Below are 22,726 nucleotides of genomic sequence, written 5' to 3'. Positions count from 1 at the left end.
TCAATGCAAGCCAGGAAATTTGATGGTGTCGCACATGGCGACACCATCTCCCAAGTCAACCCGATCCATACGGGAGCCACCGAAAACCGGTGCGGCCTGATCGGCGCCGCATCGCTGTCGCTCCCCCCGCACACGAGGACCTTGCCATGAGCTCCCTGCTGGCGGTTGACTGGGGCACGTCCTCGCTGCGCGGTGCCCTGCTGGCGCCCGACGGCCAGGTGCTGGAAGAGCGCGCCTTTGCGCGCGGCATCCTGACCGTCGCGCCAGGTGAGTTTCCTGCGGTGTTTGACAGCTGCTTTGGCGCATGGATGAACCCGAAAACGCTGTGCCTGATCTCCGGCATGGCTGGCAGCCAGCAAGGCTGGCTGGAGGCGCCCTACTGTCCCTGCCCTGCGGGCTTCGACAGCATTGCCGGTCAGCTTGCGTGGGTGGAGCCGGGCCGCATCGCCATCGTGCCCGGCTTGTGCATTGAAGCCGGCGGTGTACCTGACGTGATGCGCGGAGAAGAAACGCAGGTGTTCGGCGCCCTGCAGCTGCTGGGGCTGGACAACGCCCGGCTGGTATTGCCCGGCACGCACAGCAAATGGGTCACCGTTGCCAACCGCCGCGTCACCGGTTTTTCGACCTGGATGACCGGCGAGTTCTATGCCCTGCTGCGCCAGCATTCCCTCCTGGCGCGCACGCTGCCAGAGAAGGACACTGCGCCAGACGCGGGCGCTTTTGCGCAGGGCGTTGCCCATGCGCTACGCGGCGAGGGCCTGCTGCACACGGCGTTCAGCACGCGGACCCTGTCACTCTTCAAGCGCATGGCCACCGACGCATTGCCCAGCTACCTGTCGGGGCTGGTCATTGGCGAAGAACTGAAGTCCCAAACCCTGCAACGCGGCGATACCGTGGTGGTCATGGGCGCGCCAGCGCTGACCGCCCGTTATGAGCAGGCGCTTGCGCAGCTGGGTGTCACGGTCCAGCGCGTCGGCGACGGCGCCACCTGGCGTGGCCTGCGCGCCATTGCCGACACCCTGCCCCACCCTTGAAAGCCACACCAATCACCATGAACGCCCATCAAAAATTTTCCAATGCCCTGCAGACTGTTCCGCTGGTCGCCATCTTGCGCGGACTGCAGCCTGCAGAGGCCCTGCCGGTCGGCCAGGCCCTGGTGTCCAACGGCTGGACACTGATTGAAATCCCCCTGAATTCGCCGCAGCCGCTGGACAGCATTGCGGCCATGGCGAGCGCATACCCCCAGGCGCTGGTCGGCGCCGGGACCGTGCTCACGCCTGACGATGTACGCAATGTGCAGGCGGCCGGCGGCCAGCTGATTGTCTCGCCCAACTTCAACCCCGCGGTCGTGCGTGAGGCCGCGCGTCTGGGCATGGTCTGCCTGCCTGGCGTGATGACGGCCAGCGAAGCGTTTGGCGCGCTGGAGGCTGGTGCCAGCGGCCTGAAGATTTTCCCCGCCGAAATGATCACGCCCGCCGTGGTGAAGGCACTGCGCGCGGTGTTGCCGGCCAGCACCGTGGTGCTGCCGGTGGGCGGCATCACGCCCGACAACATGGGCCCTTACCTCGCTGCGGGCGCCAACGGTTTTGGCATCGGGTCCGCACTATACAAACCCGGCACGCCTGCCGCCGACGTGGCAGAAAATGCCCTGAAATTCATGGCAGCCTGCGCTGGTACCATCCGGGCATGAACGCTCCAACACCCAGGCCATCCTCCCTCATTTCATTCGGGCTGGCCGGCCGCGTCTGTATCGTCACCGGTGGCGCGCAGGGCATTGGCGAGGCCTGCATCCGGCGCTTTGCGCGCGAACAGGCCGAGGTGGTCATTGCTGATATCGACGACGCCAGAGGCGCTGCGCTGGCCCGTGAAGTGGGCGGCCTGTATGTGCACTGCGATGTGGGCGACAAGACCCAGGTCGACGCACTGGTGGCGCAAACCATCGCCGCGCACGGCCGAATTGATGTGCTGGTAAACAATGCCGGCATTTTCCGGGCCGCCGATTTTCTGGAAGTCACGGAAGCCGACTTCGACGCGGTCCTGCGCATCAACCTCAAAGGCTCATTTCTCGTGGGCCAGGCCGTGGCGCGCGAAATGGCCAAAACCGAAGCAAGACCAGGCGTCGGCGGGTCCGCCTCGCGGGGCAGCATCGTCAACATGAGCTCGGTCAACAGCGTGCTCACGATTCCCACGATTGCCAGTTACAACGTCAGCAAGGGCGGCATCAACCAGCTCACGCGTGTGATGGCGCTGGCGCTGGTGGACAAAGGCATACGCGTCAATGCCGTGGCCCCCGGCACCATCGCCACCGACCTGGCCGCCAAAGCCGTGCTGACCAGCGAAGAGGCCAAAGCCCGCATCATGAGCCGCACGCCGATGAAGCGCCTGGGTGAACCGTCGGAAATTGCCGACACGGTCGCCTACCTGGCCAGCGATGCCGCCAGCTACATCACCGGTGAAATCGTGATGGTTGACGGCGGGCGGATGACGCTGAATTACACAGTTCCGGTCTGAGGAACAAGCACCGCTCGCGGCAGGTTTGCGTTCCTGTGCCGCCCGGCCGGAAGCAGGGCATCGGACGACAGGCGCACGCTCCATTTTGAACGGACCGATTCCAGCAGTGCGCGAGAACCGGCACCCGTCCGTATCTGGGAAGACTGGAATGACTGGAAAGACGCCAACTCTGCCTGATTTTTTTTGAGTTATGGCGCTTGTCCTGTACACGCATGATCCGATTCCGCCGTTATGGAGGTATCCGCAAAATGCGAGGAATCCATCACCATGCAAGTTCACGCAGAACAAGTCAAACGGGTCGATAAAGCACACCGCGCCGACGAGCAAATATTGCTGCTGGCAGAGGTCGATTTCAAGTGGCTCATGGCTGGGCTCGGCTGGTGGATTGACGCGGCCCGCTTTCATAGCGACCCGGCCTATGCCGCCGGCCTCCTGCGATTGGCCATGGCATCGCCTTCTTTTGCGCTGCGGGACTGTGCCGCTTCGTTGCAGGCTCAAATGAGCCGCCCTGCTGCATGCAACGCCGGGCGAGCCGGCCCCTGACGAGCCACGATCCAGATATATAGACGTACAGATGTACAGACGTCCATCATCCCGGAACCTTGACCAGGGAGGGTTGCGGCCTCAGTCACAGCACCCGAACTGCTCCTGCTGTGGCGGGCACTTGACGGAGCCGTAGGAGCAATAAACGCAGCAGTCGCCAGCCTTGGGCCTCAGCATCGCCTTGCAGTTTTCGCATTCATGGAAAAACTGGCAGGCATCGGTTGGCATGGTCTCCCGTTTTGCATGGCCGCACAGCGGACACGTCAGGATCGACTCAAGGATTGGCCTGTTCATGCGGACGGCCCCATCGCACTATCCCGATTGCCCGGTCCTGAAAAGGCAGGTCCTGGGGCCCGAAGCACTACTCGCCCGTCGCCGGATGACCCGTCACCCTTTCACGCCCGCAATGTAGTGTTCGAGCTGCTGGATGATGAAACTCTGCTCAGAGATGATGTCCTTGACCAGATCACCGATGGAAACCAGGCCGATGAGCTTGCCGTTGTCTATGACGGGCAGGTGGCGAAGGCGCTTGTCTGTCATCAGCGCCATGCATTCCTCGTTGGTATGGCCAGGGCCCACGTACTGCACCGGTGAACTCATGATGTCGCGCACCGGCGTTTCCCTGGACAAGCGGTCCACCAGGAGCATTTTCCGGGTGCAATCGCGTTCGCTGATGACGCCCACGAACTCTTCGCCGTCCAGCACCAGGAGCGCACCGAGGTTCTTCTCCGTCATCAGCTTGACGGCATCCCGTACCGGCGCCGACGGGGAGACGGTGTAGACCTTGTGATCTGCCTTCGACTTGAGGATTTGTGCAACGTCTTTCATGGCTTTTCCTTCGCGGTCTGCAGCCGTTGAACACCATCACGCACCATCACGGCGACGGGTGCGGGTAAGCTGGCTTCCCGATCCGAATAAAGCGCTCGCGCTGATCACCCGCATCGCATCCACCACGGCGGTCACGTCTGGCAACCAGTGATGATCGCCTCTCAATTTCATTCTAGGTGTCGTCATGCCCCTCGTCAAACGGGCTCAACGGCCCCCGCACTGCAACCCCACAGATCCAGACATGAACGCATGCCTTCGCGTCCCTGGTGGCGTTGCCAAGCCCTGTCGGCGTGCCCGCATGCGGAGCCGGAAATCCTTTAAAAAAACCGCGCCATCAGGGGGCCTAAAATTTCGTATGACCTCTGACACCACCGCAGCTGATAAAACGACGTCGCCCGGGGCGGCCGCCGGCCTTTTCACGGATGACATTCACACCGTCCGCTGCGCCTGGTGCCAGTCCACGCCGCTGTATCGCCACTACCACGACAGCGAGTGGGGTTTCCCGGTGGCGGACGAGCGCCGGCTGTTCGAAAAAATCTGCCTTGAGGGTTTTCAGGCGGGCCTGAGCTGGCTGACCATCCTGAACAAGCGCGAGGCCTTTCGCAGCGCTTTTGCCAATTTCGAGGCGGAACAGGTGGCCGAATTTGGCGAGAGTGACGCCAAGCGCCTGCTGGGCGATGCCGGCATCGTGCGGCACGCCGGCAAGATTGCCTCGACCATCAACAACGCCCGGCGTGTGATCGAACTGCGCCGCGAATTCGGATCGCTGGGCGCCTTTGTCTGGCGGCTGGAGCCCGAGGCGGCCAGCCGGCCCGAGCGCATCACGCAGGAAGCCGTCAGGGCCATGCCGGTTTCAGCCGCCGCCACCGCGCTGTCAAAGGACCTCAAGAAACGCGGCTGGACCTTTGTGGGGCCGACCACGCTGTATGCCTTCATGCAGGCCATGGGTCTGGTCAATGATCATCTGGAGGGCTGCGCCAGCCGGCAAAAGGCCCTGGCCGCCCGGGCAGCCTTCAAGCCACCGTGCTAGTGCAGTGTTGCATGCTTGATGGGACAAATAAAAGCGATGGATTTTGGGTCAGGGCAAGGCGCAAACCACAGCGATACCCGAGGTATCGCGCGGATTTGCAACGCCGCCATGACGCAAAAGACGCGGTTTTATGTTCCAGATAGCATGCAACACTGCACTACCGTGAGGCCCCGCGTGGCATCCGCCCGCCCGGCCCCTTCCCTTCCTCCCTGCTATAGCCAGCGTGCGCGCTTGAAGCGCCGATAGAGCAGCGCGCAGGCAATGGCAATCATGCCCAGCGCCATCAGATAGCCGTAGCGCCACTTGAGTTCGGGCATGTTTTCAAAGTTCATGCCCCAGATGCCCGCAAACGCGGTGCACACCGCAAAAATACTGGCCCAGGCCGCCAGGCGTTTGGTGACTTCACTCTCTTCAATCGTGACCATCGCCAGGTTGACCTGGATAGCCGTGCCAATGGTGTCCCGCATGTTGTCAATCAATGCATTGATGCGCGTCAGGTGGTCACCCACATCGCGAAAATACTCCTGCACGCCGGCGCAGATATGCGGCACCCGGCCACCATGCAGCTTGCTTGCGCCTTCCAGCAGCGGCGCCACCGCATGCTTGAGCACCATCACCCGGCCCTTGAGCTCATACAGCCGCTCGATGTTGGAGCGGGCCGAGTCTTTTAAAAAGATGTCCCGTTCGATGATTTCCAGCTCGGTCTCGAGTTGGTCGATGATGGGAAAGTAGCGGTCCACCACTGCATCCATCAGTGCATACAGCACAAAGCCGGAGCCATGCCGCAGCAGTTCGGGCTCCCCCTCGCAGCGAGCGCGTACACCCAGGAAGCCCTTCTGGCTGCGGTTGCGCACCGAGAGCACATAGTTGCTCCCGGTGAACACATCGACCTCGCCGATGTTGAGTTCGCCGGGATGGTCCGGCACCGGCTCGACCAGTTGCAGCACGGAAAACAGCGAAGCGCCATACTCCTCGATTTTGGGCCGCTGATGGCCATGCCGCGAATCTTCAACCGCCAGCTCATGCAGTCCGAATTCATGCTGCATTTCCTCGAGTTCTTCCGGCGTGGCGTCCTGCAGCGCCACCCATACAAAGGCATCGGGGTGCGAAAGATATTCGCTGATCTCGCTGACGGGAATGTCAGCCAGTTTGGTGCCGTTCTGGTAGACCACGCAATTGATGAGCATAGGAGGCGTCGCCGGAATAAGCAGCCGAATTAAGCAGCCGAAATAAGCAGATTGAGACGATTCTGGCACACCGAAGCGGGCTGGCGTGACAGGGACAGCCCTATGGCCTGACCACCCCTACCCTCTCACGCCCGCAGGCTCACCCGGACTGGAGACGGCGCAGCAGCGTTGCCGTGCTGCACGGCCAGCCGAGCCGGCCGAACCAGGCCCCGCCGGCAATGGCAGCGGCAATCACCACGCCATAAACCACCAGCGCTGCGCCCTGTGCAACAAACACCTGAACCAGGCCGCTGCCCCAGCGGATGGCCAGCCAGCCGCCAAGGGCGGCGACCACCAGACGCGCCAGGTTTCCCATCACGGGCCAGAGCAGGCGGGCCGCCCCCTGCGAGGCGAAATATAGCACGAGGCCGAGGCCGAAAAATCCATAGAGCGGCCCGACCGCGCGCAGGTAAAGCGTTCCGGCCTCGAGCATGGCCGGGTCGTTGCCGAACAGCGAAAGCCAGGCCCGCGGAAATGCAGCCGCAGCCAGACCAATCGATTCGGTCAGCGCAAAGGCAATGGCCGCGCCTGTCCAGGCCGCCCGCAATGCGCGTTCATGCTGGCCCGCCCCCATGCAGGTGCCCACCATCGCGACCAGCGGCGCACCCAGGCCAAAAACCAGGGGTACCAGCAAATACTCCAGGCGTGACGCCGTTCCGTAGCCGGCAATGGCTGCAGACCCAAAGCCGCCTGCCAGAGATGTCGCGACCGCAATCGACAGATTGGTCGCGGCGGTGGAAACGGAACCAATCAGGCCAATGCGCAAAATGTCCCGGAAAAGGGGCCAGCGCAACTGGACGTTTTGGAAAAAAGGTTTGAGCAGGCTGCGGCTCGACCCCAGGTACACAAGCAGCGCGATGCTGCCGGCGAGGTAATACAGCAACAGCGCAATCGCGCCCCCCGCAATGCCCAGCGCCGGAACCGGACCCCAGCCAAAAATCAGCAAGGGCGACAGCGGCACCAGCGCCAGAACGCCCGCGACCGTGACGTTGGCGGGCACGGCCATGTTGCCGGTACCGCGTATGACCGCCGCCAGCGAGTTGAACAGCCATACCAGCACCGCGCCGGTGAACACCCAGTTTGAATAGGTCAGCGCCGCCTGCAGCGAAGCGCCGCTGCCGCCCATCTGCACATACAGCCAGCGGCCGCCCAGCAACAGGCACAGGCTGAAGGCCAGGCCAAAACCCAGCGCGATCACCACGGCGTGCAATACCAGCGCATTGGCATCATCGCGCCTGTTGGCGCCCAGCGCCCGCGCCACCGACGAGGCGATGCCCCCGCCCATCGCACCGGCCGAGGTCATCTGCATCAGCATCACGAGGGGAAACACCAGAGCCATGCCGGCCAGCGCATCGGTGCCCAGTTTTCCAACAAACCAGGTTTCGATCAGGCCCACCGCAGCCTGCGCGACCATCACCAGCACATTGGGCGCGGCAAGGCGCAGCAGCGTGGGGCCAATCGGCGCTTCCAGCAGGAGGCGCGTACGCTGGTCAATGCCTGCCGTGTTGCCTGTCATGCCGTTCCCGCTTCAAACCATTAGCAAACCACGAAAAAACCACGAATCAGCTCGACCGGCGGGGCACGACCACCTTGTTGACAGAGATTTGCAGCACCTCGCCACGCTGGTTGCGTGTCTCACAGCGCACCGTGGCCATGCCGCGGTCGGGCCTGGAACGCGACGGCACAATGCCGGTGATCTCGCTCTCGACCCGCAGGACGTCCGTGGCGCGTGTGGGCCGGGGCCAGCTAAGTTCGACGCCGGCACCCACGATGCCGCCGGCAATCGGCAAGCCGCCGGTCACCAGCAAACGCATGGTCACGGCAGCGGTATGCCAGCCGCTGGCGGCCAGCCCGCCAAACAGCGTGGCCTTCGCCGCCTCCTCATCGAGATGAAAGGACTGCGGATCGAACTGCGTGGCAAAAGCCTTGATCTGCGCCTCGTCCATGGCGTGCTCGGCACTGGTGTATTTGTCGCCCACCTGGAGGTCTTCAAGGTAGAGCACGGCTGAAGAAGAGGCGTTTGTCATGGGGTCTATTCCTATTCCTATTCCTGATTGCGTCATGGCGTCAAAACGTCATGGCCTGATGGGTTGAGAGCGCGGTGGTCAGGCTGCCGCAGGCACGGCGCGGCGCGGCAGACCGGCTTCGCGGATCGGCAGGTTCACCAGCGCAGCGCCAGCGGCCAGCACAATGTCGATGTACCAGACCCAGTCGTAGCTGCCGGTCACCTGAAACACATAACCGCCGAGATAGGCGCCGAGAAACCCGCCGACCTGGTGCGCCAGCATCACCACGCCAAACAGCATGGCCATGTTGGAGGTGCCAAACATCTTGGCGACCAACCCTGCCGTTGGCGGAACCGTCGAGAGAAAAGTCACCCCCATGACGGCCGCAAAGACCAGCATGACGGCCGGCGTTTTGGGCGCCAGCAGGAAGGCCAGCACGGCCAGACCACGCGTGGTGTACAGCAGGGCCAGCAGCGACTTCATGCGCCAGCGGCCGACAGCCCAACCCATCGCCAGGCTGCCGACGATATTGAACAGGCCGATCATCGCGAGCGCCCAGCCGCCCACCTCGGGCGGCAGGCCGCAGGCCGCCACCACGCCCGGCAGGTGCGTGGCCAGGAAGGCGACGTGAAAACCGCACACCAGAAAACCCAGGCTGAGATAGAGGTAGCTGGGCGTGGCCAGCGCCTGGCCGATCGCCTGGCGGGCGCTGAGTGCCTTGGTGCCCGATGCCGCTGCGGCCTGCGCCGCCAGGGCTTTCGAGTTGCCCTTGAGCGTCCACACCGCCGGCAGCGCCAGCAGCACCAGCACGCCAAGCCATTGCATCGCGCTGGCCCAGCCCACAGCGGCCGTCAGGCCAATGGCGATGGGCGCCATGGCGAACTGGCCGAAGGAGCCGCCGGCATTGACGATGCCGGTGGCCAGACCCCGTTTTTCAGGTGGCACCAGGCGCGTGCTCGCGGCCATCAGGACCGACGGACCGGCCATGCCGGCGCCGCCCGCGGCCAGTACGCCGATGGCAAAAATCAGGCCGGCCGTGCTGGTCATGAGCGGTGTGATGAAGGTGCCCACGGCGACCAGCAGCACGCCGATGAAAATCACGCGGCCGGTGCCGATGCGGTCGGCCACGGCGCCGGCAAAGGGCTGTGTCAGGCCCCACCAGAGCTGGCCGAAGGCAAAGGCCAGGCTGATGCTGCCAATGCCCAATGCGGTCGACGTGTTGAGCGCCGACAGGAACAGCCCCATGGTCTGACGCACGCCCATAGTGAGGGCAAAGACGCCGCCGGCTGCCAGCAACACCAGCCAGAGTGCGCCCTTGCGCGGGCCAGCGGTTTGGGGCTTATTCATCATCGGTTCCTGGTTCAGGTTTAGCTTCATGTTCAGCGGGGGACAGGAGTTCAAGCGATTCATTGATCAGCCTGTGCAAGGCCAGCACACGTTCGGCGCCCAGCCGCCGGTTCAGGCCTTCCTGCGCGACCTTCCAGCGCAGGCGGGCCTCTTCACGTTTGGTGCGACCTGCCGGCGTGATGGCCACAATGCGGCTGCGCGCATCGGTGCCCGCAGCCAGCTCAACCCAGCCCGCGTCAATCAGCGGCTTGAGGTTGCGTGTGAGGGTGGAGGCACTGAACTTCATGCTCTGCGCCAGTTCACCGGGACGCAGGGGGCCCAGCTTCAAAACATGGCTCAGCAGCGAATACTGTGTGGTCTTGAGCCCCGCCTTGGCCATTTCAAGGTCATAGTGGTGAGCCACGCGCCGCATCAACTGGCGCAGCCTCAGGTTGGTGCAACCCTGGGCCTTCAGCTCGGCTTCCACTGACTCCATTGACAGGGATGATTTATCGCTCATAATTTAATTGTACCTACAATCATTGCATATACAAATTAAATGAACACAAAGACCCCGCAGGACACGTTGACACAATGGCTGGAACAAAGCGCAGCAGTGCGCGCCCGCATGCTGGCGGGCGGTGGCAAGCCAGGCCTTGCCGGCCCCGAACAGGTGGCGGGCAAAACCGGCATGGAGGTGATGCAGGCCATGCTGGCCGGTGAGTTTCCCTACCCCCACATTGCCGAAACGCTGGACTTTGCGCTGATTGAGGTAGAGCCCGGCAAAGCCATCTTCCAGGGAACACCGCAACTCAAACACTACAACCCGCTGGGTACTGTGCATGGCGGCTGGTACGCCACGCTGCTCGATTCAGCCGTGGGCTGCGCCGTGCACTCCATGCTGCCCGCGGGCCGGGCCTACACGACGGCGGAGTTGAGCATCAACATTGTGCGGGCAGCGTCGCACCAATCCGGGCCGCTGCGCGCCATCGGCACTGTCATCCACTGCGGCCGGCAACTGGCCACGGCCGAGGGCCGCATCGTCGGGCCGGATGGCAAGCTGTATGCGCATGCCACGACAACCTGCCTGGTATTTGAGGTGCCGGCGCGGGCATAAGCGCAGCTTGGCGAGACGAGGTGCGGCGCGGCTGATCAGGTGAGCGCTGAATGGGTCTGGAGCCGTCGGGAGCCGCGACCCACCGGGCAAAAGAAACTCAGCAGTTCCTCAAAGTTCCTCAGGCGCTCAACTTGCCCGGGTCAGGTTTCAGCCTTTCCAGGAAGGGCGCCAGCAGATCCAGGGGTAGCGGGAAAACGATGGTCGTATTCTTGTCAGCACCAATGACCGTCAGCGTTTCCAGATAGCGCAACTGGATTGCCTGCGGCTCCTGCGCAAGGATTTTGGCCGCCTGGAACAGCTTCTCGGAAGCCTGCAGTTCACCCTCGGCGTGTATCACCTTGGCGCGGCGCTCGCGCTCCGCTTCCGCCTGTCGCGCGATCGCCCGGATCATGGACTCTGTCAGGTCGACCTGCTTGATCTCGACATTGCTGACCTTGATGCCCCAGGAGTCGGTCTGCGCATCGAGCGCCAGCTGGACGTCCATGTTCAGCTTCTCCCGCTCAGCCAGCATGTCGTCGAGCTGGTGCTTTCCCAGCACCGACCGCAACATGGTCTGGGCAAGCTGGCTGGTGGCATTGAGGTAATCCACGACCTGGATGATGGCCTTTTGCGGGTCGATGACGCGCAGGTAAACGACCGCGCTGACCTTGACCGACACGTTGTCGCGCGAGATGACGTCCTGGGTCGGAACTTCCAGCACCACGGTGCGCAGGTCCACCCGCACCACCTGCTGGATGATCGGGATGATGATGACCAGGCCCGGCCCCTTGACCTGCCAGAAACGCCCGAGGGTAAAGACAACGCCGCGCTCGTACTCGCGGAAGATGCGCACCGCCTGAAACAAAAAAGCGATGACCAGGAGTACAGCAAGGGCACCGCCCAGCCAGCCAAATCCGATGTTCATTTTGTTTCTCCTTCAGGGCGGGTGGGCTCGACGGTCAGCACCAGCCCGTTGATGCCAACCACTTTGACTGTCTGGCCGATTCCGAGTGGCGCGTTCGCGTGTACCTTCCACACTTCGCCATGGACCCGCGCGAACACGCCGCCTTCGGTGCTGGCAAGAACCTCTCCGCTCGCGCCGAGCATCTGCTCGCGGCCGCTCACCACCGGCCGCTGACGCGCACGCATGGCGAAGTTCAACACGACGAGGAGGAAGCCGATGCTCACCGCGGTCACGCCCGCAATGAGTTGCCAGGGGATGCGGTAGCCGGGCACATCGGTGTCTATCAGCATGATCGAGCCCATCACGAAGGCCACGACGCCCCCCATTCCCAAAACGCCGAAGCCCGGCGCAGAATGCTCCGCGATGAGGAGGCCGACACCCAGCACGATCAGTGCGAGGCCGGTATAGCTGACCGGCAGCAACTGCAAGGCGAACAGCGCCACCAGCAGGCAGATGCCGCCAATGACGCCCGGTAGCACGAGACCCGGGTTATAGAACTCGAACAGCAAGCCATAGAGGCCCAGCATGAGCAGCAGATAGGCAATGCCCGGATCCGTGATGACGACCAGCAGCCGGGTGCGCCAATCCGGCTGGTATTCGATGATCGTGGCGGTTCCGGTGGCGAGCCGTCTTTCCTGGCCCAGCATCGGGATCTTCCGGCCGTCGAGTTGCTTGAGCAACTGTGGAAGGTCGGCTGCGATCACATCGATGACATTCAACTTGAGCGCCTCCTCCGCGGACAGGCTGACCGCCTCGCGCACCGCCTTGTCGGCCCAGTCGGCATTGCGGCCGCGCAGTTGCGCGAGCCCGCGTATGTACGCTGCGGCATCGCTCGTCTGCTTGCGCGTCATGGTGGATGGGGCGTCGGAGGCGCGGTCGCGCTCCTTCTCGGCCTTGTCCTTGGTCGCACCAGGCTCGCGCGGTTCGGACTGTGGCCCGATGCTCACCGGCGTCGCCGCGCCCAGGTTGGTCGCGGGCGCCATGGCGGCGATATGGCTCGCGTACAGGATATAAGTGCCGGCACTTGCGGCGCGTGCGCCGTTCGGTGTCACGTAGCTGGCGACTGGAACCGGCGAAGCGAGAATGTCCTTGATGATCGCGCGCATCGAGAGGTCAAGGCCGCCCGGCGTATCCATTTTGAGCACGACGAGCTGCGCCTTGAGCTCGACCGCTTTCGCCAGGCCGCGCTGCACGTAGTCGGCGTTGGCGGGTCCGATGGCCCCGCTCTGCGTCAGGACAACAACAGGGGCAGCCGGCTGTGCAACAGCCAGTGACGACCAGAGGATCAACAACAGCGCGATGGTCCGCATCAATCCGCCTCCGGGCCAGCAGCCCATTCAACGAACCTGTATAGCTAACTGTGCCACAAATCGCGCCATCGAGACAGACAAAAGAAGGGGGGCAAAAGCGGGGAAAGCGGCGAAGAGCGGCTTTCCGAAGGTCTGCCGGACGACCGCGGCCAACCACTCCAGGGTGCAGGACACCCCCTGCAAACTTCTCCCGCAAGCGGGATAATCCGCGCATGCGACTACTCCACACCATGCTGCGCGTTGGCAATCTCCAGCGCTCCATCGACTTCTACACCCAGGTGCTCGGCATGAAGCTGCTGCGCACCTCCGAAAACCCGGAATACAAGTACAGCCTGGCCTTCGTCGGCTATGAGGGCAACCCGGCGCAAGCCGAAATTGAACTGACCTACAACTGGGGCACCGACAGCTACGAGCTGGGCACGGCCTATGGCCATATTGCACTGGGCGTGCCGGACGCTTACGCGGCCTGCGAGAAGATCAAGGCGGCGGGCGGCAATGTCACGCGCGAGGCCGGCCCCGTCAAGGGCGGCAAGACGGTGATTGCCTTTGTGACCGACCCGGACGGCTACAAGATTGAGTTGATCCAGCGCGCCGAAGATGGCGGCGGTGCCGGTTTGCGCTGAGGCTCGCAAGAGCTGTACCTTTTATAGCTCCTTGCGTCCATTTTTATTGGGCCTTCACAGCTAAAGGCCGATTTCGCGCATGAACGCCCAGGCTTGAGCGTTCCCCGGCTCAGGCGGCCTGCCGCTGCAACTGGCAGGCCTGCTGCGCCAATGCCGTGATCTGTGCCCAGTCGCCACGCGCCAGCGCGTCCGCTGGCGTGAGCCAGGAGCCGCCGACACAGACCACATTGGGCAACGCCAGAAACTCCGCGGCGTTGGCGGTCGAGACGCCGCCGGTCGGGCAAAACTTCACATCGCCAAACGGGCCGCCCCAGGCCTTGAGCATGGCTGGGCCGCCTGCCTGCAAGGCCGGGAAAAACTTGAGCTCGGTCAGCCCGTCTTCCTGCGCCATCATGATCTCGCTGCCGGTCGCCACGCCGGGCAGCAGGGGCAAGCCGGCATCGCGGCAGGCCTGGCCCACGGCATGGGTGTAGCCCGGGCTCACGGCAAAGCGGGCGCCGGCCATGGCGCAGGCCTGCGCGTCGGCGGCGCTGCGCACCGTGCCGGCGCCGGCCACAGCTTCGGGCACGTCGCGCGCAATGGCCTCAATGCAGGCCAGCGCCTGTGGCGTGCGCAAGGTCACTTCCAGCATGCGGATGCCGCCCGCCACCAGCGCCCGCGCCAGCAGCACGGCCTGGTTGACATCGGTCAGCACAATCACGGGAATCACGGGCGCGTCCCGCATGACCTGCAAGGCCGTCAGCTTTCCGCTGAGATCCAGATTTACATCCACGATAAAGCTCCTTCTTCCGCCGTCAGGGCATGGCGGCGCATGCCGGTAAATAATTCGCGGCCCAGGCCGATGCCGTTGTCCCTGCGCAAGGCAGGCGGCATGGTGTCGACCTGGCGTGCCGCCCATTCTGCTTCAGGCACGAGAACCTGCAACTCGCCGGTGACCGAATCGAGCCGGATCATGTCGCCATCACGCACCTTGGCCAGCGGTCCGCCCGCGGCGGCCTCGGGCGACACGTGGATGGCCGCCGGCACCTTGCCCGAGGCACCGCTCATGCGGCCATCGGTGACCAGCGCCACCCGGAACCCCTTGCCTTGCAACACCGCCAGCGGCGGCGTGAGCTTGTGCAGTTCCGGCATGCCATTGGCCTGCGGGCCTTGCCAGCGCACCACGCACACCACGTCGCGATCCAGTTCCCGGGCATTGAAAGCGGCGTGCAAGGCTTCCTGCGAATCGAACACGCGGGCGGGTGCTTCAATCACGTGCCGGTCATCGGGGACGGCGGAGACCTTGATCACGCTGCGGCCCAGGTTGCCCTGCAGCAACTTGAGTCCGCCGCTGGGACTGAACGGCTTGCCGGCAGAACGCACAATCGACTCATCTTTCGAAGCGCCGATTTCATGCCAGCCCAGCGAAGCCCCGGCCAACGCCGGTTCACGCGTGTATTCGCGGATACCGCCCTCGCGCACCGTCAACACGTCCTCATGCATCAGGCCGGCGTCCAGCAGTTCGCGAATGATCAGCCCGGGGCCGCCTGCCGCCTGGAACTGGTTCACGTCGGCGCTGCCGTTGGGGTAGACATGCGCCAGCGTCGGCACCACATCGGACAAGTCGGAAAAATCATTCCAGTCAATCACGATTCCGGCCGAGTGGGCCACCGCGACCCAGTGAATCAGGTGGTTGGTGGAGCCGCCCGTGGCGAGCAGGGCCACCATGGCGTTGACGATGGCCCGTTCATCGACGATCTGGCCGATGGGCGCAAAGCGTTTGGACTTGGTGATGCCCAGCACCGTGCGGGCCGCCTCCCGGGTGAGCTGCTCGCGCAGATCGTTGCCCGGGTTGACAAATGCGGTGCCGGGCACATGCAGGCCCATGGCTTCGAGCAGCAGCTGATTGCTGTTGGCCGTGCCGTAAAACGTGCAGGTGCCGGGGCTGTGATACGACTTGAGTTCGGCTTCAAGCAGGCCTTCGCGACCCACCAGTCCCTGCGCGGCCAGTTCGCGCACGCGGGCTTTTTCCTTGTTGGGCAGCCCCGTGGTCATGGGGCCTGCCGGCACAAACACGGTCGGTAAATGACCGAAATGCAAGGCGCCGATCAGCAGGCCCGGCACGATCTTGTCGCACACGCCGAGCATCAGCGCCGCGTCAAACATGTCGTGCGACAGCGCCACGGCGGTGGCCATGGCAATCACATCGCGGCTGAACAGGCTGAGCTCCATGCCGGGCGTGCCCTGCGTGACACCGTCGCACATCGCGGGTACGCCGCCGGCCACCTGCGCCGTTGCGCCCAGCTTGCGCGCCTCGTCCTTGATCAGGGCGGGGTAGCCCTGCAGGGGCGCATGCGCCGACAGCATGTCGTTGTAGGCGGTGACGATCCCGATGTTGGGCGCCTTATGGGTGACCACCTTGAAGCGGTCGTCCAGCGGAATGCCCGCCACCGCATGCGCCACATTGGCGCAACCCATGCGGTCGACGCCCGGATCACGACCGGCCGCCACCTGCAACTGCTGCAGGTAAGCACTGCGCGTGGGGCGGCTGCGCTCGACAATGCGGGCCGTGATGCGGGAAATTGTGGAATGAAGAACCATGCGTTGCACCTTAGGTCATGTAACTTTATTACGGACTCTATGGTAACGGGTTACCGACGCTTTTGACACCCTTGTGGTTACCGTGTGGTTACCAAAACGGGACCCCGAAGATGACTGACAGGCCAACTCAAAGGCCCCAGGCACAGCGCTTGTCCGGCTGTTTTTTACCGGCGAGCCCGATGTCTGCCGAGCGATCGCAGGGCTCTTGCAAGGGCTCTCGCAGAACGCTTGCAAGACGCCCAGTCACCTATTGAATGCTGATTTCGACACGCCGGGCGTCGGCATCGCTTCCGCTGCCGGCCATTTGCTCGGGCTTTTTCAGCTCGATCTGCCGCTCGGCAACACCCGCAGCCTTCAGGGCGTCCCGCACCGCGAGGGCGCGCTGCCGGGCCAGGCTGACATTTTTTGTCGTGTCGCCGGTGGCATCATGAAACCCGGCAATGACCAGCCTGCGGCCGGACTTTGCGGCTTTGACCAGATCAGCCATGGCGTCGCCAGCGCCTGCGGCAAGGTCTGCCTTGCCGGACGCGAAGTAAAACTTCACGACTCCGTATTCAACCTTGACGCTGGCTGCATCAGCGGCCGCCTGCGCGGCGCTGCGGCTGATCTCTGCCGGCGCCGCGCTGCCGACATCCGGTGGTACGGCGTCGGGCACAGCGTCGGGCACGACCATGGGGACGGCGATGGCGGAAGGCGCAGGGGCAGGAACACCGCGCGGGTCAACGCGAAGGCCGATCACCACGGCCATCAGCAAGGCAATCACCAGCGCCACCAGGCCAAAGACGACCGTCAACACCAGGCCCAACTGGCCGTCATCGTCCTGAGAAAACATCCACTCACTCCCGTCACACAAAAACTCGGACCATTGTAAAGTGTGGGTCGTGGCAGACTCCGCAAAATCAATCAGCTTTCCGCACCCTTCCCCCTCACGCAATCCGGCCCACATGCTGGAAACCGTGATACGCGAATGGGGTGGCCACACCGACCTCTGGATCTTTGCCTATGCATCGCTGATCTGGCGGCCCGAATTCGAATTTGCGGAAGAGCGTTTTGCCACCATCCATGGCTACCACCGCGCGCTGAAAATGTGGAGCAACCTGAACCGCGGCACACCCGAGTGCCCGGGCCTCGTATTTGGGCTGCTGCATGGTGGCAGCTGCAAGGGCGTGGCGTTTCGCATTCCGCAGGCGAGCGTGACTGCAGCCCTGCCCGCCTTGTGGGAGAGGGAAATGCCCAACGGCGTGTACGACCCCAAATGGCTGCGCTGCCAGACGGCACTGGGCGATGTGCGGGCCCTGGCGTTCACGCTGTCAAAGCGCAGCCCCAGCCACACCGGCGTGCTCACTGAAGACACCTATCGGCAGATTTTTTCAGACTCCTGCGGCCGCTACGGCACGACCCGCGACTACGCCCAATTGACGTACGACAAGCTGCGCACCCTGGGCATTCACGACCACGCACTCGGAAAACTGTTGCAACTCGCCAGTTGAAGCCCGCGCACGCCGCCACAAATGAAATGAGTTAAGGGAAATTAGCCCCCTCGGGGGCAGCGAGCTACACGCAGTGAGCGAGCGTGGGGGCTCTTCACCCCAGCAGGGGCCGCGGGACTGGCTTTGCCAGACCGCAGGCGCAGCGGCCCCCTCGGGGGGCAGCGCAGCACACGAAGTGGCAAGCGTGGGGGCAATGTTGCCAGCAGTGGCATTGCCGCTTAAAGTAGGACCCACACCTTCCCCGCCAGCTTGACCGTCACCTCACCAAACACCAGGAAAAAAACACCATGAAATCCCGTTTGACACTGCTTGCCAGCGCCCTTGTTCTGACAGCCTGCGCCTCGATGACCAGCGGCCCGCGCGCCGTGGCCCAGCTCCAAAGTACCACGGGCAACACCGCCACCGGCACCGTCAGCTTTACCAGGAGCGGGGACAAGGTAGTCGTGACAGGTGAAGTGCGCGGCCTCAAGCCCAACGCCGAGCACGGCTTTCACGTGCATGAAAAAGGTGACTGTTCCAGCGGCGACGGCATGAGCACGGGCGGCCATTTCAACCCCGATGGCAAGCCCCACGGCAGTCATTCAGACATGGCCCACCATGCAGGCGATTTGCCCAGCCTGAAAGCGGATGCCAGTGGCGTGGCGAAATTCAGCTTTGAATCGACCTCCATCGCGGTGGGCAGCGGCCCCAGCGACGTGACGGGCCGCGGGCTGATTGTTCACCGTGATCCGGACGACTACAAAACCCAGCCCACCGGCAACGCCGGCCCACGGCTGGCGTGCGCTGTGATCACGCGGGTCTGAACTTTTCGGGCCGCTTCAGCGCTGGCCGAGCAGCATTTCGGCGCGGCGCAAGTCTTCCAGCGTGTCGATGTCGGTGACCGTGCCGGGATCAACTACGTCGATAAACGCTACAGAATTGACAGCCTCCTGCGCGCGTACGACCGAAGCCGCACCCTGGTCTCCCTTTAAAGCCAAAAGGCCGGCTCGGCACGTGGCCGAGAAACCAACCGGGTGGCCGCGCACCCCGTTGAACACCGGAATCACCACCGCGCGCTGCGCCAGCATTTCAGCAACAGCCCTCAGCGTGGCGCCCTGCACCAGCGGCAAATCGGCCGGCAGAATCAGCCAGCCCGAAGCCCTGGACGTGGCCCGCACGGCCGCTGCAATCGAGTCGCCCATGCCGGGATGGCCCGCATTTTCAAGATGCCAGGGCAGCCCGCTGGCAGCCACGGCATCCAGCGTGTGCTGCAGCACCGGCTTGCCCGCCAGCAGCGCCTGCAGCTTGTGCGTGCTGCCGCCGGACGCGATGAAGCGCTCTCCCCGGCCCGAAGCCAGCACCAGCACCGTGGGGCCGCCGCGCTCCATCACGCCAGCTTGAAAGGCAGCTCGCGCGGCGCGGGCTTGCCCGTAAGCCTGGCGATTGCGTTGGCAAATGCCGGGGCCAGCGGCGGCAAGCCGGGCTCGCCCAGGCCCGTGGGCGCATCGGCGCTGGGCACGATAAACACCGCCACCGTGGGCATGTCGGTGATACGCGGCACCGGGAAGTCGCCGAAATTGCTTTGCTCCACCACACCATCCTTCAACGTGATGGCAGCGCCCGGCAGGCACATCGACAGACCCATCAGCGCCCCGCCCTGAATCTGCGCTTCGATGCTGGTCGGGTTGATGGCAAGGTTGCAGTGCACCCCGGCCGTGATGCTGTGCAACACCGGCGTCTTGTCCTTGACTGAGGCTTCGACCACATAGGCCACCACGGTGTTGAAGGACTCGTGGACCGCTACGCCCCAAGCGCGTCCGGCGGTCAGCGTGCGTTTGCCGTAGCCGGACTTGCTCACCGCCAGCTGCAATGCAGCGGTATGGCGCGGGTGCTTGGTGCCGAACTGCTTGAGGCGGTAGGCCACCGGATCCTGGCCCGTGCTGCGGGCGATCTCGTCAATCAATGTTTCCATCACATAAGCGGTGTGGGTGGAACCGACACTGCGCCACCACAGCACCGGCACGTTCAGCTTGGGGTGGTGCACCGACAGCCGCATCGGAATCTCGTAGGGCTCCTTCATGCCCTCGACCATGGTGCCGTCCACGCCGTCCTTGACCATGAAGCTCTCGAAGGGCGTGCCCCCCAGGATGGACTGGCCGACGATCACGTGGTCCCAGGCCAGGATGTCGCCCTGCGCGTCGAAACCAATCTCGGCGCGGTGCAGGTGCATGGGGCGGTAGTAACCGCCCTTGATATCGTCCTCGCGGCTCCACAGGGTGCGCACCGCAGCCGTCAGCCCGGCACCGCGCGCGGCCTTCGCGACATTGCAGGCTTCGACCACGTAGTCGCTGCTCGCAATCGCCCGGCGGCCGAAGCCGCCGCCGGCCATCTGCACGTTCATCTTCACGTTTTGCGGGGTCACACCCAGCACCTTGGACGCAGCCAGCGTATCCAGGCCCGGCATCTGCGTGCCCAGCCAGAGCTCGGCCTTGGCGTCTGCGCCCTGCCCGCTGAGCTGCACCGTGCAGTTCAGCGGCTCCATGGGTGCATGGGCCAGGTAGGGAAACACAAACTCGGCGCTGATTTTTTTCGGTGCCGCGGCCAGCTTGCTGACGTCGGCGTCGTATTTGAGCGTGCCGGTTTTCTGCGCCAGCGCGCGGTAGCTGGTGAGTTGCTGCGCGCTGTCCACTTTTTCGACGCCGCTGGTGTCCCAGTCGACCTTGAGCGCATCTCGGCCCCGCTTGGCGGCCCAGTAGCCTTCCGCCACCACCGCCACGCCTTCGCCGCCACGGTCCAGCGGCACACGCAGCACTGCCTTCACGCCGGGGATGGCCCGGGCCGCCGCATCGTCGAGCGATTTGACCTTGCCGGCAAACACCGGCGGATGAGCCACCACCGCCGTCAACATGCCGGGCAGGCGCACGTCGATGCCGTAGCTTTGGCCGCCGCTGGATTTGGCGCGCGCGTCCAGCCGGCCCGTGGGCTTGCCAATAATGCGGAACTGTTTGGGGTCCTTGAGCGTGACCGCCTCCGGCACCGGCAGCTTCATGGCCGCTTCGGCCAGCTCGCCATACGTCAGGCGCTTGCCGCCAGGGCCTATCACCACGCCCTGCTGGGTGCGCAGGCTGCCTGCATCGACGCCCCATTGCGCGGCGGCCGCCGAGACCAGCATGGCGCGGGTGCGGGCGCCGAGCTCGCGATACTGCGTGTAGGAGTTCTTGATCGAGCCTGATCCGCCCGTGAGGTGCATGCCGAACGCCGGGTCCACATAGGCGGGGTCGGCATTGCCGTGCTGACTCTTCACCAGGCGCCAGTCCGCATCGAGCTCCTCGGCCAGGATCATGGGCAAACCGGTTTGCACGCCCTGCCCGAACTCCAGCCGGTTGATGGTGACGGTCACCGTGCCGTCCCGGTCGATGCGTACAAAGGCCGAAGGCTGCTGGGTCGGTTTCAGGCTGGACGCCGCAGCCGGCGCGCCGGCTGTCGCCATGGTTTGCGCCTGCGCCAGCAACGGAAAAGCCCCCAGCGCAAAGCCGCTGGTGGTCGCAACCTTGAGGAAGCTGCGGCGCTGCAAGGCCGCGCTTGCGATGCTTTCAGTGGCGTCTTGCGCCTTGTGCATCAGGGCCTGAAGGCCTTTTGGCAATTGCCCGGCGATGTCGAAGGTGTCTGTTGAGTTGGAATACATGGTGTTCTCCTTCAAGCCAGGGCCAAAGCGGCGTCTTTGATGGCGGCACGAATGCGCACATAGGTGCCGCAGCGGCAGATGTTGCCGGCCATGGCAGCGTCGATGTCTGCGTTGGTCGGCTTGGCCTTGGCCTTGAGCAGGGCGGTGGCGCTCATGACCTGGCCGCTCTGGCAATAGCCGCACTGGGCTACGTCGTGCTTCACCCAGGCCTCCTGCACGGCCTTGCCTACGCGGTCGGCAGCCACTGCTTCGATGGTGGTGATTTTCTGGCCCACGGCCGCCGATATCGGCGTCACGCAGGAGCGGATAGCCGCGCCGTTGAGGTGCACGGTGCAGGCGCCGCACAGTGCGGCACCGCAGCCGAACTTGGTGCCCGTCATGCCCAGCGTGTCACGCAGGGCCCAGAGGATGGGGGTGGACTCGTCGGCATTGACGGGGACGTCCTTGCCATTGATATTGAGGGTGGGCATCGTGGAGCTCCTTGCGGGTTGAAAGTAAGAAGAGAATTCGAAAAAGAAGTCAAAAGGGAGTCGGCGAATTACTTGACGAATTACTTGACGAATTTATATTCGCTTAAATCTGGGTTTTATCAAAAAAACTTGGCCTACGGACAGCAGGGGTATTAGGTTTTCGAGCGATTCACGCCTTGATGGCGTCCCAGCACAGGGTGAAGGCCGCTTGGTGCACGGCCTCGTCGTCGGGCAGCACCTGGGTGCGTATCAGATTGGCGGTTTCCCGCACCGAACCCACCAGACTGGCTGTCAGCAAAGGCAAGGGCACGGGCTTGAGGATCTCCTGCTTCTGGCCTTCTTCCATCAGCGCCAGAAAGCCCGCGGCCAGCCGGGTCGACAGTTCACGGTTGCCTTGGGTGAACCACGGGGAGTTGTAGTACTGCTCCTGGAACACCACCTCCGCGTAGCGCTCCAGCCGGTGCCGCAGCAGGTTGCCCCAGATAAGCCGCACCCGGCTGCGCAGCGAAGCACCGGGCTCGACACCCGCCATCAGGCGCTGCACGGTCGCGGTCTTGGCCTCTTCGTAGAGTTGGCTGATCAGCTCGTCCTTGGACGGGTAGTAGACGTAAAGCGTGCTCGTGGCGATGCCGGCCGTACGGGCAATGTCGGCCATGGTCAGGCCGCTCAGGCCGGTCTGGGCCACCAGGTTGAAGGTGGCTTCAGCGATGGCACGCTGCTTTTCATCGTCTTTGGGTTTCATGTCAGGTCGAAATATAGCCGAATATTAATTCGCTTTCAAGCACCCTCAAACAGACCCTTAAATAGCCCCCTTAAATAGAATGGCACTTACTTTGGCTCATAGGCATGACCATGCCTCTGGACGTGTCGGCGAGCCTGGTCGCGGGGCACCTTCAACCAGGGGTAGGGTTTGGGCCTTCGTTTTCGCATTCGCGGCTCGATGCGTCCGGGTCGATGGCCGACCCTGCATTGTGCGATCAACGTGAATAGCCGCCCGCAATCCTTCGTGGCCGAGAGGCCTCGCGAGACCCACTCTGTCCACAGTTGCACCGTGCACCG

Annotated in this window: 25 protein-coding genes and 1 pseudogene; 9 read left to right on the top strand and 17 right to left on the bottom strand. The window is 63.9% G+C overall.

All coding sequences use genetic code 11. From position 1 onward, the window contains the following. Window positions 1–146 precede the first annotated feature (146 nt). From AC1DUR_RS23750 to AC1DUR_RS23735, 4 genes are all read left to right on the top strand, one after another. Window positions 147–1,034 carry a 2-dehydro-3-deoxygalactonokinase gene (locus AC1DUR_RS23750; RefSeq protein ID WP_477720774.1) on the top strand — a complete coding sequence of 296 codons (888 nt, stop codon included), beginning with the start codon at window positions 147–149 and terminating at the stop codon, window positions 1,032–1,034. Window positions 1,035–1,051: 17 nt separating this feature from the next. Continuing rightward, on the top strand, window positions 1,052–1,690 hold the full coding sequence (locus tag AC1DUR_RS23745) for a 2-dehydro-3-deoxy-6-phosphogalactonate aldolase (protein ID WP_477720773.1): 639 nt from the start codon (window positions 1,052–1,054) through the stop codon (window positions 1,688–1,690). Next, complete coding sequence (locus AC1DUR_RS23740) at window positions 1,687–2,511, top strand: SDR family NAD(P)-dependent oxidoreductase (RefSeq protein WP_477720772.1); 825 nt, start codon at window positions 1,687–1,689, stop codon at window positions 2,509–2,511. Before AC1DUR_RS23745 ends, AC1DUR_RS23740 begins: the two co-directional genes overlap by 4 nt. A gap of 267 nt (window positions 2,512–2,778) precedes the next feature. Further along, window positions 2,779–3,054: a hypothetical protein gene (locus tag AC1DUR_RS23735; protein ID WP_477720771.1), complete on the top strand. Its 276-nt coding sequence runs from the start codon at window positions 2,779–2,781 to the stop codon at window positions 3,052–3,054. An 81-nt stretch (window positions 3,055–3,135) separates the two neighbouring features. On the opposite strand, the gene AC1DUR_RS23730 is transcribed toward AC1DUR_RS23735, so the two are convergent. Both AC1DUR_RS23730 and AC1DUR_RS23725 read right to left on the bottom strand, forming a co-directional pair. Further along, window positions 3,136–3,348: a GDCCVxC domain-containing (seleno)protein gene (locus AC1DUR_RS23730; protein ID WP_477720770.1), complete on the bottom strand. Its 213-nt coding sequence runs from the start codon at window positions 3,346–3,348 to the stop codon at window positions 3,136–3,138. Between the two features lie 93 nt (window positions 3,349–3,441). Continuing rightward, the gene (locus tag AC1DUR_RS23725; RefSeq protein WP_477720769.1) at window positions 3,442–3,882 is read right to left on the bottom strand and encodes a CBS domain-containing protein; all 441 of its coding nucleotides are present in this window, start codon (window positions 3,880–3,882) and stop codon (window positions 3,442–3,444) included. A 355-nt stretch (window positions 3,883–4,237) separates the two neighbouring features. On the opposite strand from AC1DUR_RS23725, the gene AC1DUR_RS23720 reads away from it, so the two are divergent. Further along, complete coding sequence (locus tag AC1DUR_RS23720) at window positions 4,238–4,912, top strand: DNA-3-methyladenine glycosylase I (protein WP_477720768.1); 675 nt, start codon at window positions 4,238–4,240, stop codon at window positions 4,910–4,912. A 212-nt stretch (window positions 4,913–5,124) separates the two neighbouring features. On the opposite strand, the gene AC1DUR_RS23715 is transcribed toward AC1DUR_RS23720, so the two are convergent. The 5 genes from AC1DUR_RS23715 to AC1DUR_RS23695 form a co-directional block, all read right to left on the bottom strand. Continuing rightward, window positions 5,125–6,099, bottom strand: coding sequence for a magnesium and cobalt transport protein CorA (locus AC1DUR_RS23715; protein WP_477720767.1), 975 nt, complete (start codon window positions 6,097–6,099; stop codon window positions 5,125–5,127). 139 nt (window positions 6,100–6,238) lie between these two features. Next, window positions 6,239–7,654: an MATE family efflux transporter gene (locus tag AC1DUR_RS23710; protein ID WP_477720766.1), complete on the bottom strand. Its 1,416-nt coding sequence runs from the start codon at window positions 7,652–7,654 to the stop codon at window positions 6,239–6,241. Window positions 7,655–7,700: 46 nt separating this feature from the next. Continuing rightward, window positions 7,701–8,165 carry a MaoC family dehydratase gene (locus tag AC1DUR_RS23705; RefSeq protein WP_477720765.1) on the bottom strand — a complete coding sequence of 155 codons (465 nt, stop codon included), beginning with the start codon at window positions 8,163–8,165 and terminating at the stop codon, window positions 7,701–7,703. Between the two features lie 78 nt (window positions 8,166–8,243). Beyond that, on the bottom strand, window positions 8,244–9,491 hold the full coding sequence (locus AC1DUR_RS23700; RefSeq protein WP_477720764.1) for an MFS transporter: 1,248 nt from the start codon (window positions 9,489–9,491) through the stop codon (window positions 8,244–8,246). Next, window positions 9,484–9,990: a MarR family winged helix-turn-helix transcriptional regulator gene (locus AC1DUR_RS23695; RefSeq protein ID WP_477720763.1), complete on the bottom strand. Its 507-nt coding sequence runs from the start codon at window positions 9,988–9,990 to the stop codon at window positions 9,484–9,486. Before AC1DUR_RS23695 ends, AC1DUR_RS23700 begins: the two co-directional genes overlap by 8 nt. A 39-nt stretch (window positions 9,991–10,029) precedes the next feature. Here AC1DUR_RS23695 and AC1DUR_RS23690 point away from each other — a divergent pair, with 39 nt between their 5' ends. After that, window positions 10,030–10,587 carry a PaaI family thioesterase gene (locus AC1DUR_RS23690; protein WP_477720762.1) on the top strand — a complete coding sequence of 186 codons (558 nt, stop codon included), beginning with the start codon at window positions 10,030–10,032 and terminating at the stop codon, window positions 10,585–10,587. A gap of 118 nt (window positions 10,588–10,705) precedes the next feature. On the opposite strand, the gene AC1DUR_RS23685 is transcribed toward AC1DUR_RS23690, so the two are convergent. Together AC1DUR_RS23685 and AC1DUR_RS23680 are read right to left on the bottom strand one after the other, a co-directional pair. Further along, entirely contained in the window at window positions 10,706–11,491 is a 786-nt protein-coding gene (locus AC1DUR_RS23685) for a slipin family protein (protein WP_477720761.1), read from the bottom strand. Beyond that, window positions 11,488–12,840 (bottom strand): NfeD family protein, encoded by a 1,353-nt coding sequence (locus AC1DUR_RS23680; RefSeq protein WP_477720760.1) that lies wholly within the window; start codon window positions 12,838–12,840, stop codon window positions 11,488–11,490. Before AC1DUR_RS23680 ends, AC1DUR_RS23685 begins: the two co-directional genes overlap by 4 nt. Before the next feature lie 212 nt (window positions 12,841–13,052). On the opposite strand from AC1DUR_RS23680, the gene gloA reads away from it, so the two are divergent. Further along, window positions 13,053–13,463 (top strand): lactoylglutathione lyase, encoded by a 411-nt coding sequence (gene gloA / locus AC1DUR_RS23675; protein WP_477720759.1) that lies wholly within the window; start codon window positions 13,053–13,055, stop codon window positions 13,461–13,463. Between the two features lie 109 nt (window positions 13,464–13,572). Here gloA and eda read toward each other — a convergent pair whose 3' ends face one another. The 3 genes from eda to AC1DUR_RS23660 all read right to left on the bottom strand — a co-directional run bounded on the left by eda (window position 13,573) and on the right by AC1DUR_RS23660 (window position 16,875). Further along, window positions 13,573–14,235 carry a bifunctional 4-hydroxy-2-oxoglutarate aldolase/2-dehydro-3-deoxy-phosphogluconate aldolase gene (gene eda, locus AC1DUR_RS23670; RefSeq protein ID WP_477720758.1) on the bottom strand — a complete coding sequence of 221 codons (663 nt, stop codon included), beginning with the start codon at window positions 14,233–14,235 and terminating at the stop codon, window positions 13,573–13,575. Continuing rightward, on the bottom strand, window positions 14,226–16,043 hold the full coding sequence (gene edd, locus AC1DUR_RS23665) for a phosphogluconate dehydratase (protein WP_477720757.1): 1,818 nt from the start codon (window positions 16,041–16,043) through the stop codon (window positions 14,226–14,228). The genes eda and edd overlap by 10 nt, the downstream gene beginning before the upstream one ends. A gap of 247 nt (window positions 16,044–16,290) precedes the next feature. Further along, window positions 16,291–16,875: an OmpA family protein gene (locus AC1DUR_RS23660; protein ID WP_477720756.1), complete on the bottom strand. Its 585-nt coding sequence runs from the start codon at window positions 16,873–16,875 to the stop codon at window positions 16,291–16,293. A gap of 112 nt (window positions 16,876–16,987) precedes the next feature. On the opposite strand from AC1DUR_RS23660, the gene AC1DUR_RS23655 reads away from it, so the two are divergent. Both AC1DUR_RS23655 and AC1DUR_RS23650 read left to right on the top strand, forming a co-directional pair. Beyond that, complete coding sequence (locus AC1DUR_RS23655) at window positions 16,988–17,533, top strand: gamma-glutamylcyclotransferase (protein WP_477720786.1); 546 nt, start codon at window positions 16,988–16,990, stop codon at window positions 17,531–17,533. 287 nt (window positions 17,534–17,820) lie between these two features. Then, window positions 17,821–18,336: a superoxide dismutase family protein gene (locus AC1DUR_RS23650; RefSeq protein ID WP_477720755.1), complete on the top strand. Its 516-nt coding sequence runs from the start codon at window positions 17,821–17,823 to the stop codon at window positions 18,334–18,336. A 15-nt stretch (window positions 18,337–18,351) separates the two neighbouring features. Here the strand turns inward: AC1DUR_RS23650 and AC1DUR_RS23645 are convergent, their stop codons facing one another. The 5 genes and pseudogenes from AC1DUR_RS23645 to AC1DUR_RS23625 form a co-directional block, all read right to left on the bottom strand. Then, on the bottom strand, window positions 18,352–18,900 hold the full coding sequence (locus AC1DUR_RS23645; RefSeq protein WP_477720754.1) for a nucleotidyltransferase family protein: 549 nt from the start codon (window positions 18,898–18,900) through the stop codon (window positions 18,352–18,354). Further along, on the bottom strand, window positions 18,900–21,197 hold the full coding sequence (locus AC1DUR_RS23640; RefSeq protein ID WP_477720753.1) for a xanthine dehydrogenase family protein molybdopterin-binding subunit: 2,298 nt from the start codon (window positions 21,195–21,197) through the stop codon (window positions 18,900–18,902). The genes AC1DUR_RS23645 and AC1DUR_RS23640 overlap by 1 nt, the downstream gene beginning before the upstream one ends. 11 nt (window positions 21,198–21,208) lie before the next feature. Beyond that, window positions 21,209–21,667 carry a (2Fe-2S)-binding protein gene (locus AC1DUR_RS23635; protein WP_477720752.1) on the bottom strand — a complete coding sequence of 153 codons (459 nt, stop codon included), beginning with the start codon at window positions 21,665–21,667 and terminating at the stop codon, window positions 21,209–21,211. Window positions 21,668–21,836: 169 nt separating this feature from the next. Then, window positions 21,837–22,409, bottom strand: coding sequence for a TetR/AcrR family transcriptional regulator (locus tag AC1DUR_RS23630; protein WP_477720751.1), 573 nt, complete (start codon window positions 22,407–22,409; stop codon window positions 21,837–21,839). An 86-nt stretch (window positions 22,410–22,495) separates the two neighbouring features. Then, a pseudogene (locus tag AC1DUR_RS23625) lies at window positions 22,496–22,726 on the bottom strand (IS4 family transposase); the annotation flags it as partial.

Source organism: Polaromonas sp. P4_F4 (genome assembly GCF_056401355.1).
Note: the sequence above shows the minus strand (reverse complement) of the source record. Positions and strands in the feature narration are given on the sequence as shown.